18 protein-coding genes are annotated in these 15,874 nt (G+C 66.4%); 13 read left to right on the top strand and 5 right to left on the bottom strand.

The features are described from left to right. Positions 1–17: 17 nt before the first annotated feature. From KBY75_RS02540 to KBY75_RS02585, 10 genes are all read left to right on the top strand, one after another. Positions 18–788 (top strand): phosphatase PAP2 family protein, encoded by a 771-nt coding sequence (locus KBY75_RS02540; RefSeq protein ID WP_255022833.1) that lies wholly within the window; start codon positions 18–20, stop codon positions 786–788. A gap of 3 nt (positions 789–791) precedes the next feature. Further along, entirely contained in the window at positions 792–1,265 is a 474-nt protein-coding gene (gene ruvC, locus KBY75_RS02545; RefSeq protein ID WP_254935977.1) for a crossover junction endodeoxyribonuclease RuvC, read from the top strand. Further along, a complete protein-coding gene (locus tag KBY75_RS02550) occupies positions 1,262–1,861 on the top strand; it encodes a 5-formyltetrahydrofolate cyclo-ligase (RefSeq protein ID WP_255022834.1) in 600 nt (199 codons plus the stop codon). The genes ruvC and KBY75_RS02550 overlap by 4 nt, the downstream gene beginning before the upstream one ends. Before the next feature lie 99 nt (positions 1,862–1,960). After that, the gene (locus KBY75_RS02555; RefSeq protein WP_255022835.1) at positions 1,961–2,137 is read left to right on the top strand and encodes a hypothetical protein; all 177 of its coding nucleotides are present in this window, start codon (positions 1,961–1,963) and stop codon (positions 2,135–2,137) included. Positions 2,138–2,144: 7 nt separating this feature from the next. After that, the gene (locus KBY75_RS02560; RefSeq protein ID WP_255022836.1) at positions 2,145–2,600 is read left to right on the top strand and encodes a hypothetical protein; all 456 of its coding nucleotides are present in this window, start codon (positions 2,145–2,147) and stop codon (positions 2,598–2,600) included. Then, complete coding sequence (locus KBY75_RS02565; RefSeq protein WP_255022837.1) at positions 2,600–3,031, top strand: SufE family protein; 432 nt, start codon at positions 2,600–2,602, stop codon at positions 3,029–3,031. Before KBY75_RS02560 ends, KBY75_RS02565 begins: the two co-directional genes overlap by 1 nt. 48 nt (positions 3,032–3,079) lie before the next feature. Next, entirely contained in the window at positions 3,080–4,393 is a 1,314-nt protein-coding gene (locus KBY75_RS02570) for a homoserine dehydrogenase (protein ID WP_255022838.1), read from the top strand. Positions 4,394–4,653: 260 nt separating this feature from the next. Continuing rightward, positions 4,654–4,878 carry a hypothetical protein gene (locus KBY75_RS02575; protein ID WP_255022839.1) on the top strand — a complete coding sequence of 75 codons (225 nt, stop codon included), beginning with the start codon at positions 4,654–4,656 and terminating at the stop codon, positions 4,876–4,878. 208 nt (positions 4,879–5,086) lie between these two features. Continuing rightward, positions 5,087–6,526: an ABC transporter substrate-binding protein gene (locus tag KBY75_RS02580; protein WP_396097854.1), complete on the top strand. Its 1,440-nt coding sequence runs from the start codon at positions 5,087–5,089 to the stop codon at positions 6,524–6,526. Beyond that, positions 6,523–7,554 (top strand): ABC transporter permease, encoded by a 1,032-nt coding sequence (locus tag KBY75_RS02585; RefSeq protein WP_255022840.1) that lies wholly within the window; start codon positions 6,523–6,525, stop codon positions 7,552–7,554. The genes KBY75_RS02580 and KBY75_RS02585 overlap by 4 nt, the downstream gene beginning before the upstream one ends. Positions 7,555–7,562: 8 nt before the next feature. Here the strand turns inward: KBY75_RS02585 and KBY75_RS02590 are convergent, their stop codons facing one another. Continuing rightward, on the bottom strand, positions 7,563–9,161 hold the full coding sequence (locus KBY75_RS02590) for an alpha/beta hydrolase (RefSeq protein WP_255022841.1): 1,599 nt from the start codon (positions 9,159–9,161) through the stop codon (positions 7,563–7,565). 81 nt (positions 9,162–9,242) lie between these two features. Here KBY75_RS02590 and KBY75_RS02595 point away from each other — a divergent pair, with 81 nt between their 5' ends. After that, on the top strand, positions 9,243–10,505 hold the full coding sequence (locus KBY75_RS02595) for an MFS transporter (protein ID WP_255022842.1): 1,263 nt from the start codon (positions 9,243–9,245) through the stop codon (positions 10,503–10,505). A 90-nt stretch (positions 10,506–10,595) separates the two neighbouring features. Here KBY75_RS02595 and KBY75_RS02600 read toward each other — a convergent pair whose 3' ends face one another. After that, on the bottom strand, positions 10,596–10,805 hold the full coding sequence (locus tag KBY75_RS02600) for a hypothetical protein (RefSeq protein ID WP_254935966.1): 210 nt from the start codon (positions 10,803–10,805) through the stop codon (positions 10,596–10,598). A 61-nt stretch (positions 10,806–10,866) separates the two neighbouring features. Then, positions 10,867–11,958 carry a redox-regulated ATPase YchF gene (gene ychF, locus KBY75_RS02605; protein ID WP_255022843.1) on the bottom strand — a complete coding sequence of 364 codons (1,092 nt, stop codon included), beginning with the start codon at positions 11,956–11,958 and terminating at the stop codon, positions 10,867–10,869. 43 nt (positions 11,959–12,001) lie between these two features. Between ychF and KBY75_RS02610 the strand changes: the two genes are divergently transcribed. After that, positions 12,002–13,168 (top strand): efflux RND transporter periplasmic adaptor subunit, encoded by a 1,167-nt coding sequence (locus KBY75_RS02610; protein WP_255022844.1) that lies wholly within the window; start codon positions 12,002–12,004, stop codon positions 13,166–13,168. Positions 13,169–13,185: 17 nt separating this feature from the next. On the opposite strand, the gene wecB is transcribed toward KBY75_RS02610, so the two are convergent. After that, positions 13,186–14,295, bottom strand: coding sequence for a non-hydrolyzing UDP-N-acetylglucosamine 2-epimerase (gene wecB / locus KBY75_RS02615; RefSeq protein ID WP_255022845.1), 1,110 nt, complete (start codon positions 14,293–14,295; stop codon positions 13,186–13,188). A gap of 108 nt (positions 14,296–14,403) precedes the next feature. Between wecB and KBY75_RS02620 the strand changes: the two genes are divergently transcribed. Next, positions 14,404–15,621, top strand: a complete 1,218-nt coding sequence (locus KBY75_RS02620) for a type IV pilus twitching motility protein PilT (protein WP_255022846.1) — start codon at positions 14,404–14,406, stop codon at positions 15,619–15,621. Positions 15,622–15,647: 26 nt separating this feature from the next. Here the strand turns inward: KBY75_RS02620 and KBY75_RS02625 are convergent, their stop codons facing one another. Then, a complete protein-coding gene (locus KBY75_RS02625; protein ID WP_255022847.1) occupies positions 15,648–15,857 on the bottom strand; it encodes a chlorophyll a/b-binding protein in 210 nt (69 codons plus the stop codon). Positions 15,858–15,874: the final 17 nt, after the last annotated feature.

Here is a 15,874-nt window from a genome sequence, read left to right on the forward strand (position 1 = left end):
TTGCAACGTTCACCGCCATGGCCACCTGTGCAACACACCGTTGCACCACCCTGCGGCGGTCTCAGTGGGTAGCTGGTCTGCTGGCCGCCCTAGCCCTGCAGCAAACATGCCTGGCCGCCCAAGCCGAACCGGCAGCAGCGGAGCTCCAACTCGACCAGCGCCGACTGGCCGCAATCGCTGGCCTCCCTCCAGCGCCCGGGAGTGCCACGGAAGCCGCTGATCTGGCGATCTTGGAGTGGCTGCAGCGCTTCCGAAGCCCGGAGATCGTGGCCACCACCTGGCTGCTACTAGATCGCGACCTCAATGTCTTCAGCAGCGCTGTGGGCACTGAGCTCGGCAAGGCCACGCCAATGCTCAGCGCCGGCCTACACGCGTTCATGGCGCCGGTGAACAGCGCCTATCGAAGGATCAAGCAACAACAGGGCCGCATCCGTCCCTACATCGCCCACCCTGGGCTGGAGCCCTGTCTGCCACGGGAAGACACCGGCTCCTTTCCCTCTGGACACGCCGTGTGGTTCCGCAGCACAGCCGAGCTGCTCGCCGATCTACTTCCCGAGCGTCGCGAGCGCCTCCATCACGTAGGCCGCCAGGGTGGAGCCAACCGGGTGCTCTGCGGCGTGCATTACCCATCCGATGTGGAGGCAGGCCAGCGCCTCGGTGCTGACGCCGCCCTGCAGATCATCGCCAGTCCCCAGTGGCGAGCCTTCCGGCAGGATCCGGCGCTACGGGCGGAGCTCGAATTGCTGCGGGCAGTTCCAGCCAAGGCCCTGCCGCCGATGCTGCGCTGAACCATGAGGATCCTCGGCATCGATCCCGGCCTGGCCCGCGTCGGCTACGGGATGATTGAGGTGGAGGAGCACCGCGGCGGCGCCCAGCACCTACTCGACTGCGGCATCATCCGCACCGATCCTGGACGCAGCGATGGGGAGCGGATGGTGGAGATCGCCCGCGACCTGCGGGTGCTGATCCGCACCTGGCAGCCCCAGCTGGCAGTGGTGGAAAAGTTTTTCTTCTACCGCTCCAGCACCACGATCTCGGTGGTACAGGCCCGCGGCGTGCTGATGATGACCCTGGCGCGGCTCAAGGTGCCGGTGGTGGAGTTTCCACCGATGCAGATCAAGCTGGCCCTCACCGGCCATGGCCACGCCCAGAAGGACGACGTGCTCGAAGCGGTGATGCGCGAGCTCAACCTCGACACCCCGCCCCGCCCCGACGACGCCGCCGATGCCCTAGCCGCCGCCCTCACCGGCTGGTTCCAGCGGTGAGCGCCAAAGCCAGCCTGCGCCAGCAATTCCGGGCCCGGCGCCTGGCCCTACTGCCAGAGGCCCAGCCCGCCATCGAGGCCCAGGCCCGGCGGCACTGTCTAGCTCTGGTGCCCCCCGGGCGCCACCTGGGCCTCTACTGGCCCCTGCCCGGCGAAGTCGACCTGCGCTCGCTGCAGGCCCTACTGCCCAACCAGCTGGCCCTGCCGGCCATCACCGCCGCCCCAAGCGATCCGGCGGCCCGGCTGGTGTACCGCCCCTGGCGGAGCGGCGACGACCTGGAGCCCGATGGCTGCGGCATCCCCGCACCAGCGGCCCGATCCGCAGCGCATGGCGACGGCGCGCTGGCCGCGGAGCAGCTGGGCCTGCTGTTGATTCCTTCCCTGTCCTGCGATGCGGCCGGCATCCGCCTGGGCTATGGCGGCGGCTGGTACGACCGGCTGCGGGCCGACCCCACCTGGGCCCAAGTGCCGGCACTGGCGGTGCTGCCCCGCGGCTGCCGGGTTGAGCAGCTGCCGCGCGACCCCTGGGATGTGCCCCTGCAGGGCTGGCTCGATGAAGACGGTCTCGGGCACCCTTCTTGGGGGCACCGTTCTTAGGGGAACCCTTCTTGGGGGAACCGTTCTTGACAATGCCTTTACACGGGACGCGCTGCGAGCAGCTATTTGCCAAGATCAACTCATAGAATAGGCCACGCCTTGGATCTCAAAGCTCTTACTGCTCCCTGCGGCTACGCCTCGGTCCCAGAAAGGGTCTTGGCTGCCGAACTTCAGGTGCGTGGTCAGAGCCACGACGCCCTCTCGATGATGGTGAGTTCGATGGTGCGGATGGTGCAGGCCGGCAAAAGTAGCGATAGTCGTTGGCAAGCTTCCTGATTCAGCCATGAATCTGCGTGTAATTCCGGCCCTGCTGCTGCTTGCCAGCGCCGCCCCGGCCCATAGCCACGCGATTGAAAGCAGCCTGGAGCGCCTGAGCAGCCTCACCGATCAACTGGTGCTCGACACCCGTTTCGGCAATGGGGAACCCGCCGATGATGCGGTGGTACTTCTGGTGCCACCCAATGGTGAACCGATCGAAGTAGGTCGCACCGATGCCAGAGGCCAGCTCCGCTTCCAGCTGCCCAGCAACGCAACCTCAGCCTGGGAACTGCAGGTAGACCGCGGCCCAGGCCACCGCGACTATCTCGAGCTGCCAGGGGCAGCACCGGCCCTTTCAACTCGCTTCAACAGCTCCCGACCAGGGCAAGGAGGCCAAACAGGGCTGGCACTGCTCGGCCTCAGTGCCGCAGCCGGCGCCCTGGGAGGAGCCCTGAGCTGGCGCCGCCGCGGCCGGCGCTGATGAGCATTACCCCCAGCGGCAGTCCGGCCCTCGACCGCATGGTGGAGCGCCTCGCCAGCACCAGCGATCCCCGCCGCCGCTACGAATACGTGCTCTGGCTGGCCAAAAAGCTCGAGCCCCTGCCCGAGGAATTTCGCAATGACGCCTTCAAGGTGAAGGGCTGCGTTTCGCAGGTTTTTGTGGTGGCGGAGTTAGTCGATGGCGCCCTGCACTGGCGCGGCGACTCCGACGCCGCCATCACCAAGGGACTGCTGGCCCTGCTGATCGAAGGGCTCGAAGGGCTTACGCCCCAGCAGGCCACCGCCATCGATCCGGCCTTCATCGCCGCCACCGGCCTGCAGGCCAGCCTGACCCCCTCAAGGGCCAACGGCTTTCTCAACATCCTGCGGCTGATGCAGGCTCAGGCCCAGTCCTTGGCGGCCACCCCCTAGGCCAAGCCAATTGATTTATAGGATCGCCGCACCGCTACCCCCCAACGCATGACCATCGGCATCGGCTTGCTCGGGCTAGGCACGGTGGGGGCTGGTGTGGCGGCCATCCTGGCGACCCCGGCCGGCCGCCACCCGCTGGTGGGCGAACTCGAATTGCGGCGGGTGGCCGTGCGCGACCCAAACCGGCCGCGCACTGTGGAATTGGCAGCCGAACTGCTCAGCACCGACCCAGAAGCCGTGGTCGACGACCCGGCGGTCGACATCGTGGTGGAGGTGATGGGTGGCCTGGAGCCAGCCCGCTCCCTGATCCTGCGGGCGATTGCGGCCGGCAAACCGGTAGTAACCGCCAACAAGGCCGTAATTGCGCGCTACGGCGAGGAGATCGCCGCCGCCGCTGCCCGCAGCGGGGTGTACGTGCTGATCGAAGCCGCCGTAGGTGGCGGCATCCCGATCATCGAGCCCCTGAAGCAGTCCCTGGGAGCCAACCGGATCCAGCGGGTGAGCGGCATCATCAACGGCACCACCAACTACATCCTCAGCCGCATGGCGGCAGAGGGGGCCGCCTACCCAGACGTGCTGGCCGACGCCCAGCGGCTGGGCTACGCCGAAGCCGACCCCGCCGCTGATGTGCAGGGGGGAGATGCCGCCGACAAGATCGCAATTTTAGCGGGCCTGGCCTACGGCGGTCCGGTGCGCCGCGAGGCCATCCCAACGGAGGGGATCGACCAGCTCGATGCCCGCGACATCGCCTACGCCGAGCAGCTTGGCTACGTGGTGAAGCTTTTGGCCGTGGCCCAGGCCATGCCGAGTGAGCAAGCCGAGCAGCTCCTCGATGTGCGCGTCCATCCCACCCTGCTGCCCAAGTCCCATCCGCTGGCCGGGGTGAACGGGGTCAACAACGCGATCCTGGTGGAGGGAGACCCCGTGGGCCAGGTGATGTTCTACGGGCCCGGGGCTGGAGCAGGACCCACCGCATCGGCGGTGGTGGCCGACATTCTCAACATCGCCGGCATCCGCCAGGCCACTGGCGGTAGGGGCATTCAGGCGCCCCTCGATCCCCTGCTGGCCGCCGGCAGCTGGCGCGACTGCCAGCTGGTCGAGAGTGCCGTAACCAGCCACCGCAACTACTTGCGGCTGCGCACCAGCGACCGGGCTGGCGTGATCGGTGCGATCGGCACCTGCTTTGGCGAAGCGGGGGTGTCGATTCAATCGATAGTGCAGTTCGAAACCCAGAGCGCCGGCGCCGCCGAAATCGTGGTGATTACCCACGAGGTTTGCGAAGCCAACTTCCGCCAGGCCCTAGCCGCAATCGAGGCCCTGTCAGATATTCAGGCCGTGGCCGCCTGCCTGCGCACCCTGTAGCAGCGGGCCTGATTGACTCCATCAGGTCTCCAAATCGCCATCAACTGGCCAATGGGGCCAGCGGCAGGTCACAGTAGGGGCATAAATCGAAATTAATTATTAAGACCCCAGCGGGGCCTGATCTGAAAGGGCCAGTGCTGCGGCAAGCCCTGTCGAGATCCCCACACCCAGGCCGATGTTTGTAGCGAGGCGAACAGTGTTCAGCCCCTGTCCCCCGCAGCATCTGCCCAGCAAGCACCAATCAGTTAGCCCCTAACCCCATGACCGGCCCCACCTGCTCCAGTGCCCAGTCCTCGAGCACCGTCAACCTTCACCAAGGCGCCTGCGTGCACCTTGAAAGCGATGAGCAGCTCTACCAAGTAATTGGCGTCGACGACCACCACGACCGCTGCTGGCTGCGCCGCTGGCCCCTGGCGCGTCAGGGATCGGAAGTGTTTGAAATTTCCCTGCAACAGGTGCGCCCTGCCTGGCCGCGTCGGTCTTGAATGGCGTTGATTTGACGGCCGCCCCTTGCCCCGCGCTCCGCGGCTGACCCAAACCCTGGCAGCAGCCCTGCTGACCAGCGGCCTGACAGCTGGCCTGGCTCTCTCCGGCTGCCGGCCCAAGCACGAGGCCTCGGCCAACCGGCTTGTAGTTGCCAGCAAAAACCGCATCGACACGGTTGATCCAGGCGGCGCTTACACCTTCGGCGCCATGCAGCTGCTGAGCGCGATTGGCGATCCGCTCTATGCGATCAATGCCGCTGGCCAGCTGGAGCCGCGCCTGGCAGTAGCGCCGCCCCAGCTAAGCGCCGACGGGCTCAAGGCCCGGGTGCAGCTGCGCCAGGGCGTGCGCTTCCACGACGGCACGCCGTTCAATGCCGCGGCCATGGTGTTCAGCCTGGAGCGCTTCCTAGCTATCGGCAAGCTCAGCTACCTGCTGGGTGATCGGGTAAGCGCCGCGCGGGCCGTGGGTCCCTACACAATCGAGCTGACGCTCAAGCGCCCCTTCAGCCCGCTAGCCGAGCTGCTCAGCGCCGTCAACCTGACGCCCCTCTCCCCCAGCGCCTACAAAAACCATCGCGATCGCTTCCTCAACGACCGCTTCGTGGGCACCGGGCCCTACCGGCTCAGCTTCTTTACAGGTCAGCAGCAACGCTTAGAGCCGTTTGCGGGGTATTGGGGAGCCAAACCCGCCAATGGCGGTATCGACCTGGTGTCGCTCAGTAATTCCACCGCTCTCTACGGCGCCCTGCAGAGCGGCGAGGTGGATGTGCTGCTCTCGACCAGCCTCGAAATCGACCAGCAGGCCGCCTTGCAACGCCAGGCTGCAGCTGGGAGCCTGCGGGAGGGCAGCGGTCCGGCACTGGAGATCGGCTACCTCACCCTGCTCACCGACCAGCCACCCCTCAACGATCCCCGGCTGCGCCAAGCGGTGGCCTACAGCCTCGATCGCCACACCATCAGCCGCCGTGTCACCCTGGGCCTGCGGCCGCCCTTGCGCGATCTGGTGCCCCCCAGCCTCAAGGGCTCCGACCCCCAGGCCTGGCCCAGCTACAACCCAGCCAAGGCCCGCCAGCTCTATCGCCAGGCCGGTTACTGCCAAGGCAAGCGCCTGGCCCTGCCGCTCACCTTCCGCTCCAACATCCCCGCCGACCGGATGTTTGCCCTCACCTGGCAGGCCCAGCTGCAGCAAGATCTGGGCGATTGCGTTGAGCTAGAGGTGACCGGCATGGAGGCCACCACCGCCTACCGCCAGCTAGGGGAAGGGGCCTTCCCGCTAATCCTGCTGGAGTGGATGGGCGACTTTCCAGATGCCGACAACTACCTGGTACCCTTGCTGGGCTGTGAGGAAGCCCAAGGGGAGCGCTGTCTCAAGGGGGCCAGCGCCGCCAGTGGCAGTTTCTGGGCCAAACCCGGCCTGCAACAAGACCTGGAGCGCAGTGCTTCTGTAGCCGGCCCCGCCCGCGCCACCCTGTTGCGCCGCATCCAGCGCCAAACGGCGGCCGCCAACCCCTACCTACCGGTGTGGCTGGTGGCACCGCGGGCCTGGGCCCAGCCCAGCATCAGCCAGCCCCGTTTCGATGGCTCCGGCCGCCTCTTGCTCCAGGAATTGACCCGTAAGCAGACCTCCCAAGGGAGCAGCAAACCATGAGCCGCCGCCGGGCCCTACTGCGCTACCTGGCCGCCCGGCTGGCGCTGGCGCCATTGATGTTGTGGCTGATCGCCAGCCTGGTTTTTCTGCTGCTGCGGCTGGCGCCAGGGGATCCGATCGACGCCCTGCTCGGCACCCGCGCTCCCGAAAGCGCCCGCGCTGCGCTGCGGGCCCAGCTGGGCCTGGATCAACCATTACTGCAGCAATACGGCGGCTTCCTGGGCAAATTGCTGCATGGCGACCTGGGCGCCTCGCTCACCAACCAGGAACCGGTGACGGAAGTGATTCGCCAAAGCCTGCCCGCCTCCCTGGAGCTGGGGGTGGTGGCCCTGCTGCTGGCTGCCGTTGTCGGTCTAGCGGTGGGCTTTTCCGGCATTGCCCGCCCGGAAGGCAAGCTCGATCTAGCTGGCCGGCTCTACGGCATCGGCACCTATGCCCTACCGCCCTTCTGGGCCGCAATGGTGGTGCAGCTTGTGTTTGCGGTGTGGCTGGGCTGGCTGCCGGTGGGGGGGCGCTTCCCGCCCACCTCGCTGCCGCCGCAAGGCAGTGGCTTCTACTTGCTCGACAGCCTGCGCAGTGGCCTGGCCACGGGCGAATGGCAGCAGCTGCTAGGGAGCGTGCGCCATCTGGTGCTGCCAGCGTCCACCCTGGGCCTATTGCTCAGCGGCATCTTCGCCAACTCGCTGCGGCTAAATCTGCGCCGCACCCTCGGCTCCGATTACGTGGAAGCAGCCCGCAGCCGCGGCCTGGGAGAGGCCCGGGTGGTGCTGCGCCACGCCCTGCCCAATGCCCTGCTGCCGGTGCTCACGATCACGGGCATCACCGTGGCGTCGCTGATCGGCGGGGCACTGCTGATCGAGGTCACCTACTCCTGGCCAGGAATCGCCTTCCGGCTGCAGGAAGCGATCGGCCAACGCGACTACCCGCTGGTGCAGGGCATCGTGGTGGTGGTGGCCGGCCTGGTGGTGCTGGTGACGGTGCTGGTGGATCTGCTGGTGGCCGTGCTCGATCCGCGGATCAAGTTCTGAGCCTTAACTCACTCCGGTGGCAGCAACCCCTGCCAGCGGCGAGCCTGGTTGCGATCGAGCACGTAGGCCCGGACGCCGTCCTGGTCGCGGCGTTGGGGGGTAAGCAGCAATGGGTGCTCAAAGCCCTGCAGAAACTCGCTGGTGACGTTGAGCAGCAGCGCCTGCACCTTCAGGGGCTCGATGCCCACCAGCTCCTCACCGAGTCGAAACAACGCTTCGCCCCGGTTGTCGATACGCACCGGTGAGAAATGGCTGGCACCTTCAACCAGCACCAGCCGGCTGCGGGAATGGGTGGCACCAGCAAACACGGCCAGCTGCTCCTGCACCGGAGGGGTCACCAGATCGAGACTGCCGCCCACCAGCAACACCGGCACGTTGAGATCTTGCAGGCCGCGGTGGGGCCAAAGCAGGCTGCCGAAACCATTGAAGGCAACCACTCCCAGCAAGGGGGTGGCCTGGGGCCGCAAGGGGCCTGCGCTGGCGTCGCCATCACCGGTGATCCGAGGCAGCTGGCACTGGAGCAGCCGCGACAGGTTGGTAAGCGGCAAGGACGCCAGGGCCAGCTCACAACGGCGACCCAGTCCCCGCTCCGGCACCAGGCCAGCCCCCATCAGCGCAGCCAGGCCACCAAGTGAGTGCCCCCCCAGCACCACGCCCTGCTCCCCCGCCGGCGCCGGGCCTAAAGAGGGCAGCTGGCCCTCCCGCTGGGCCTCGAGCACGGCCTGCAGATCTGCCAGGCGCTGGGGCAAGGTTTCGGCCCCGGGCGGTGGGGCATCACCAAGCAGCGACGCCTGGAGTGCCTGTTGGTCGCTGCCGGGATGGACCACCACCAACACGGGCCAACCCCGATCGGACAGTGCCGCCGCCAACCAACTGAGCTGGTCGGCGCTGCCGCCCAGGCCGGGCATCAGCAGCAGCCAAGGGCCACGGCGGGCCTGCTGGGCAGGCCATAGCTCCAGCGGCAGGGGCGCCACCCGATGGGGCACCGGCAACTGCAGGCGCTGGGGCTGGCGCCGCACGGCGCTAGTGAACCCCAAAGGACTGGAGCTACGCCGGGGCAGGGGCAGCTGGCGCAATCGCTCAAGGGCAGTGTTTTGCCGCTGCAGCTGGCTGCGCCACTGTCCAGCCAGCTGCAACGCCCCATCGAGGCGCAGGGTGACGCTGGCCACAGGCAGGGCCCTCAGCAGCTCCAAGGCGGAGACGCTGCTCTGCCGCTCCAGCAACTGACGCAGGCTGCTGAGCAGCAGCGGTGCCGTGCTGCGGCCAGCAGGGCCGGTGGTGAGCAGGCTGCCGGCCTCCTTAAGCATCTGCTCTCCGGTCCAGCTGTTGAGCAGCTGCAGCCCAAAGCTGCGATCCCTCAGCAGCGGCGCCTGCAGCAAGCGGACCAGGTCGCGGCGACTCTGGGCATCCAGCAGATTGAGCCACGCTTTCAGGTCGTTACCTGCCTGCTGGGGCTGGCGAGTCCAGGACTCCAGGGCCACCAGGTCGATGGGCAGCGCCAGGCCATCAAGTTGCAGCACCAACTCCTCGGCAGCCCGAGCCGGCATGCAGCCCATGGCCAGGGCTCCGGTAAAGCAACACCAAAGGCGCAAAGAGCGGCGAGCCAAGGCCAAAGGCGGGGACGTCTATTCTCTCGCTCCAGGGCCGCTAAGCGGCGCCAGACTCCCCTCACCTAGCTAACGGCCCGTTTGCGCCCCTTCCGTTCCGCCAGTCCGCCGCAGTCCGGCTGGCTGGCCCAGTTTCCGGCGGCGCTGCGCCAGGTGGCCTTAGTGCGACTGGTGGCTTCGTTTGGAGCCGGTGGGGTGCTTTATCTAACGCCGATCGTGTTCCACCAGGCTGCCTTCAGCGCCCAGGCGGTTACCCAGGGCTTGGCGCTGGCGGCGCTGGCGGGCACGGCGGGTCGTTTTTTAAGCGGCATGCTGCTGGATCGGGGCCTGGCCTGCTCGATACCGGTGCTACTGGCTGCCCTGGCGGCCCTGCTGGGGGATCTGCGGCTGCTCGGCACGGCTAGCTTCCCGGGCTACGTGCAGGGGCAATTGCTGATTGGCATCGCTGCCGGCCTCTACTGGCCGGCGGTTGAGCTGGCGGTGCCCCTGGGCTGCCGCATGGGGCCTGCCCCGATCCCCACCGCCCGGGGCTATGCATTGGTGCGCAGCGCCGATGCGGCTGGGATTGCGGCTGGAGCCCTGCTCGGGGCGCTACTGGCCGCAGCCGGCCGGCTGCGGGGCATCTACCTGATCGACATCATCTGTCTGCTGGTGGTGGTAGCGCTGCTGCTAAGGCAGCCCCTGCAGCGGACTAGCCCTGCCAGCTTCGATCCAGCCGACCACACCCCCTGGCGCCAATGGTTGCCGCCACTGCTGCCACTACTAGCGATCAGCCTGCTGGCCACCTCGCTGCCGGCACTGATGCAGAGCGCCCTGCCCCTGGATCTGGTGCGCGGCGGCCTGGAGCGAGCGGCCATGCCCGAAAGCCTGGGGGCGCTGCTGGTTGGTCTGCAGCTGGGCGTGCTGGTGCTGATCCAGTGGCCGGTGGGTCAGGCCCTGGCAAAGCGTCCAATAGCGCACGGGCTAGGGCTGAGCCTGACCTGCTTTGCGATGGGCACGGTGCTGCTGGCCTTTTCGGCCCTGAGCAGCCAAGGGCTTTGGCTGGTGCTGCTGGCCCAGCTGCCCCTGGCCCTAGGGGCAGCTGCTTTCCTGCCGATTGCCACCGCAGCGGTGATCGAGCTCAGCCCGAAGGAGCACCAGGGCTTGGCCATGGCTCTTTTTTCCCAATGTTTTGCCCTGAGCGCCCTAGGTGCTCCATTGCTGGCGGGTGTAGCCCTCGATGCCCAGAGCCACGCCGGTGGCTTCTGGATCGGCATGACCCTGCTATGCCTGGCAGGCCTCAACCTGGTAAAGCGGCTCAGGCCGAAGCCAGCTGCGGATTTTGGATCGGACCAGTTGAGCTGAAACCCGGTCCAAAATCTGAAACCCCTATCCGAAATCTGTACAGGCTGTGCAAGTTGCAGGAGTTGTACGGATTCAGAGGGGGGCCATGCTTCAAGCCGAGGCCGGCGGTTGCTCGCGCGCGGATGCCTGCTTAGCCACCCAGGCCTCGTGGGGCAGGGGCTCGGTGCCGTATTCCCAGTCGTCGTAGTCGGGATCGTTGCGGATCTTTTGGTGCAGCTCCTTCTGCACCTCAAAATCGTGGGGATGGCCAACGTCCACGGCTTCTTCGGGCTGAGGGTTGGTTGGTTGGGGGGTAGTCATGGCGTGTCTCTCAGCAAATCCATTTTGAAGCAGGTTCAGGCTTGGTGAACGGCCCCCGAGCTCACACGTTGAACAGAAACTCCATCACGTCGCCCTCAGCCACCACGTACTCCTTGCCTTCAGCCCGCAGCCAGCCCTTGGTGCGAGCTTCCACCAGCGAACCCGCCTCGAGCAGCTGTTTGTAGCCGATCGTCTGGGCGCGGATGAAGCCGCGCTCGAAGTCGGTGTGAATCACGCCAGCGGCCTGGGGGGCGGTCATGCCGGCCTGGATGGTCCAGGCGCGGGTTTCCTTCTCGCCGGTAGTGAAATAGGTGCGCAGCCCCAGCAGGTCGTAGGTGGCGCGGATCAGGCTCTGCAGGCCGCCCTCCCCTACGCCGAGACCCGCCAGGAATTCGGTGCGATCCTCCTCGGGAAGCTCAATCAATTCAGCCTCCACCTGGGCCGAGATGCGCACCGTGCCCGCCCCTTCCTTCAGGGCCAGCGCTGCCACCTCCTCGCAGTAGGCGTTGCCACTGGCCAGATCGTCTTCGCTGACATTGGTGGCATAGATGATCGGCTTGGCGGTGAGCAGCCCCAGGGGCTTGAGCAACGGGGCCTCCTCATCGCTGAGGGCCACATTGCGGGCGGCACCGCCGGCCTCCAGCTCTACCTGGATGCGCTCGAGGACGGCATCTTCAAGCTGGGCCTCCTTGCTGGTGCGCACCTGCTTCTTGAGCCGCTCGCGGCGCTTCTCCACTTGGGAGAGATCGGCCAGGCCCAGCTCGAGGTTGATCACCTCCGCGTCGCGGGCCGGCCCAACCGAGCCACTCACATGGATCACGTCGTCATTTTCGAAGCAGCGCACCACGTGCACGATTGCGTCCACCTCGCGGATGTTGGCCAGAAACTTGTTGCCAAGACCCTCTCCCTGGCTGGCCCCCTTCACCAGCCCGGCGATATCGACAAACTCAACCCGGGTGGCAATGATCTCCTTGCTGGAGCTGAGCGCAGCTAGCTGGTCAAGCCGGGGGTCTGGCACGGAGACCACACCGGAATTCGGCTCAATCGTGCAGAAGGGGTAGTTGGCGGCTTCGGCCTGAGCGTTGGCGACCAGGGCATTGAACAGGGTCGATTTGCCGACGTTGGGCAGACCGACGATTCCGGCTTTAAGCATCAACGAAATCTACGGGCCGCAGGTCGAGGCGCCAGCAGCGAAAATGGGGATCTCTGCCCCCAGCCCAATTTCCACCCCCACTTCAGTGCCGGCGATTTCCAGCTCGCCGCGCCGGCCCTGGCAGCGTCGGCGCCTTTGGGCCGCGGCCGCCGCAGGGCTTGTGCTCGTAGCTGGCATCGGCCTAGTGCAGCGACAGCGCGGCACCAGCCGGGCCAATCTCGAGCTGTACACCGTTGTTGCAGCTGCGGGCGACCTGCCAGGGGTGGTGAGTGCCAGCGGCGAACTCGAGGCCGAAAAGCGCGTAAACGTCAGCCCCAAACGGCAGGGGGTGATCGAGGCGCTCTACGTGGAGGAGGGAGACCCGGTAGACCGCGGCCAGGCCCTAGCTCGCATGGATCGAGGCGACCTCGACGAGCGGCTCGCCGAGCTGCGGGCCCAATTGCGCTCAGCCCAGGCCCAGCTGGCCCGCAGCCGCAGCGAGCTGGAGCGCAACGAGCGCCTCTACCGCCAGAACGCCATCAGCCTTAGCGACTTCAACAGCGTGCGCAGCACCTTCCTGGTGGACCAGGCGGCTGAACAGGCCGCCAGCCAGCGGTTGACCGCCCGCCAGGTGGAGCAAGCCGATCTGGTGGTGCGGGCGCCGTTCGATGGGGTGGTGACCCAGCGCTTCGCCGATCCTGGCGCCTTTGTGACACCCACCACCACCGCCTCGGCCACCGCCGGTGCAACCAGCTCCTCGATTGTGGAGCTAGCCCAGGGGCTGGAGGTGGTGGCCAAGGTGCCGGAAAGCGACATTGGCCGTGTGCAGCTAGGCCAGAGCGCCACGGTGCGGGTGGATGCCTTTCCCGATAAAAGCTTTGAAGCACGGGTCAAGCGCGTCACCCCCCGGGCCGTGAAGATCAACAACGTCACCTCCTTCGATGTGGTGCTGCGCTTGGTTGGCGAGCCCCCCCAGCTGCGCATCGGCATGACTGCCGACGTCGGCTTCCAGACAGGTCAGGTGCGGGCCGACACGCTGGTGCCCACCGTGGCGATCGTCACCGAGGCGGGGCGGCCAGGCGTGCTGCTGGTGGGCACGAAAAACCAGCCCACCTTCCAGCCGGTGGAGCTCGGCATCAGCAGCGGCAAGGACACCCAAATTCTCTCCGGGCTCAAAAGCGGCACCCGGGTGTTCATCGACCTGCCCCCCTGGGCCAAGAAGCGCCCCTGAACCTCAGGTCCCAAGGCTTAGCCAGCCAGGAAAGTGCGCGCAGCCTCCACGATCCGCCCTGAAGCCTGGCCGTCGCCAAATGGATTGTGGGCCCGGGCCATGGCCTCATAAGCCGCCGAATCATCCAGCAGACGGCTTGCCTCGGCCACGATGCCGGCACTATCGGTGCCGATCAGCTTGGCCGTGCCTGCCTCCACAGCCTCAGGGCGCTCCGTGGTGCGGCGCAGCACCAGCACCGGCTTACCCAGCGATGGCGCCTCCTCCTGCAGACCGCCCGAATCGCTCAGCACCAAGGTGGCGCCGCGCATCGCCGCCACCAGCTGGTCGTAATCGAGGGGTTCAACCAGGAAGGCGCGGGGGTGGTCTCCGAGCAGGGCTTGCAGGGGCTCTCGCACGGTGGGATTGCGATGCAAGGGCAGCAGCAGGGACGTATCGGGATAGAGCTCGAGCAGCTCACGGAAGCCGCGGCCTATGTCCTGTAGGCGCTCACCCCAATTTTCACGCCGGTGCACCGTGGCCAGAATCACCCGCTGCGTCTCAAAATCGAGGCCGGGCAGGGTGTAGGGAGGCGCCTGCTCGGCCATCAACAGCAGGGCGTCGATCACCGTGTTGCCGGTGGTCAGCACCGTGCCCACCACCCCTGATGCCCGGCAATTAGCAGCCGAGAGGGCCGTGGGGGCGAAGTGCAGCTGGGCCAGCTGGGAGATCAGGCGCCGGTTGGCCTCCTCCGGGAAGGGATCGAGCAGGTTGTCGGTGCGCAGCCCGGCCTCCACATGGCCCACCGGAATCTGCTCGTAGAAGGCCGCCAGGGCCGAAGCGAAGGCGGTGGTGGTGTCGCCCTGCACCAGCACCAGATCGGGCCGATGCTCGCCAAATTCCTGCTTCAGCCCCTGCAGCGCGCCGCAGGTGATGTGGGTGAGGGTCTGCTTGGGAGCCATCAGGGCCAGATCGTGGTCGGCCGTCAGGCCAAACAGACCCATTACCTGGCTCACCATTTCGCGGTGTTGGCCGGTGAGCACAACCCGAGTGCGGAAATCGTCGGCCTTCTGAAAGGCCCGGATCACCGGTGCCAGCTTGATGGCCTCCGGACGAGTGCCCAGCACGATCGTGACAAGGGGCTTGGACACCGAGGCGCTGCAGACCGATTGATCCTACGAAGGTCATCAGCAAAGGGTCCGGGGCTGACAGGAGCCGCTGCAGCAGCGAAGCTGGGCAGATACCGGTGACCGCAGCAGATGACGACTTCACCCTTTCCTCCGTCTCCCTTTCCCCCGTCACCTTTCCCCCCTGCCGCAGCACCGCCAGCCGCCGCACCCCCAGCTCCAGCAGCGGCGCCCCCGGCCCCCACCGCAGACAGTGGAACTGCCCCCACCCGGGTAGATAACGGCAGCCAGCCCGACAGCCTCGAAGGCATCGTGCGCATCGCCAACGAGAAGGGCTACTCGGATGTACATCTGGGAGTCGGAGAGGAACCCCGCTTCCGGGCCCGGGGGGAGATGGCTGGCACCGGATGGCCCGTGACTGATGCGGCCACCTTCAGCGGCTGGATGAGAGAGATGCTCAGCCCCGCCGAAATCGACGGCTTCCAACGCGACAAGGAATTCGACGGCTCCCACGCCTTTTCCTTTGTGCGAGTGCGAATCAACCTGTTGGATTCGTTGCGGGGGCCGGCGATGGTGCTGCGGCTGATCCCCCAAAAGATCGCCACCATGGAAGATCTCAACCTGCCGTCAGTGCTCAAGGAGCTGGCGGCCCGGCCCAAGGGAATGATCCTGGTTACGGGCCCCACCGGCTCCGGCAAGAGCACCACCCTGGCCGCGATGATCGACTGGATCAATCGCAACATGTGCCGCCATATTCTCACCATCGAAGATCCGGTCGAATTCGTACACGAAAGCCGCCAGTCGTTGATTAGGCACCGGGAGGTGGGTCAGCACACCAAGGTGTTCCACAACGCCCTGCGGGCAGCGCTTCGGGAGGATCCAGATGTAATCCTGATTGGGGAAATACGCGATCAAGAGACCCTGGCCACAGCGATCGAGGCCTCCCAGACAGGTCACTTGGTGTTTGGCACCTTGCACACAAACTCCGCCGTCAAAACCGTAGAACGGGTGCTGGGCATGTACCCCCCCAGCGAACAGGACAGTGTTCGGCGTGCGGTTTCAGAATCACTGCTCGGCGTGATAGCCCAGGGACTGCTTAAAACAACCGACGGCAAACGTGCCGCTTATCACGACATTTTGATCAACACCGACGCCTGCAAGGATTACATCCAGCTTGGCGAACTCGACGAGATCGAGGAGATCATGAAGCGCAGCGCTTTCGATGGCATGCAAACCGCTAATCAGGCCTTGCAGCAATTGGTGGAAGCCAACCGGGTTGCACCAGAGGACGCATTAGCCCAAAGCCTCAAGCCCAACGAACTGGCCCAAGCTCTTCGCGGTCGGAGCTAGCCAACCCAGGGATGCGGCAAGGGTTGCTAGTGGCTCGCTAGGCGGGCCACTAGCAGCACCGACAAGCCCACAGACAGGCCCACCATTGCCAGCCGGCCGTTCCAGATCTCGGCTTGGGGGGTGAAACCGCGGCGCCAGGCATTGAGCTCGGTGGCACTCACCGGCTCAAACCCGTCTGGCACCTGATCAATATCGACGGTGTCTTGCAGCTCGCGCTCGCGGTTGAGGGTGGTCATCGGGCCGCACCAATACC

Origin of the sequence: Cyanobium sp. T1G-Tous (genome assembly GCF_024345455.1) — a bacterium.
Taxonomy (GTDB): Bacteria; Cyanobacteriota; Cyanobacteriia; order PCC-6307; family Cyanobiaceae; genus Cyanobium_A.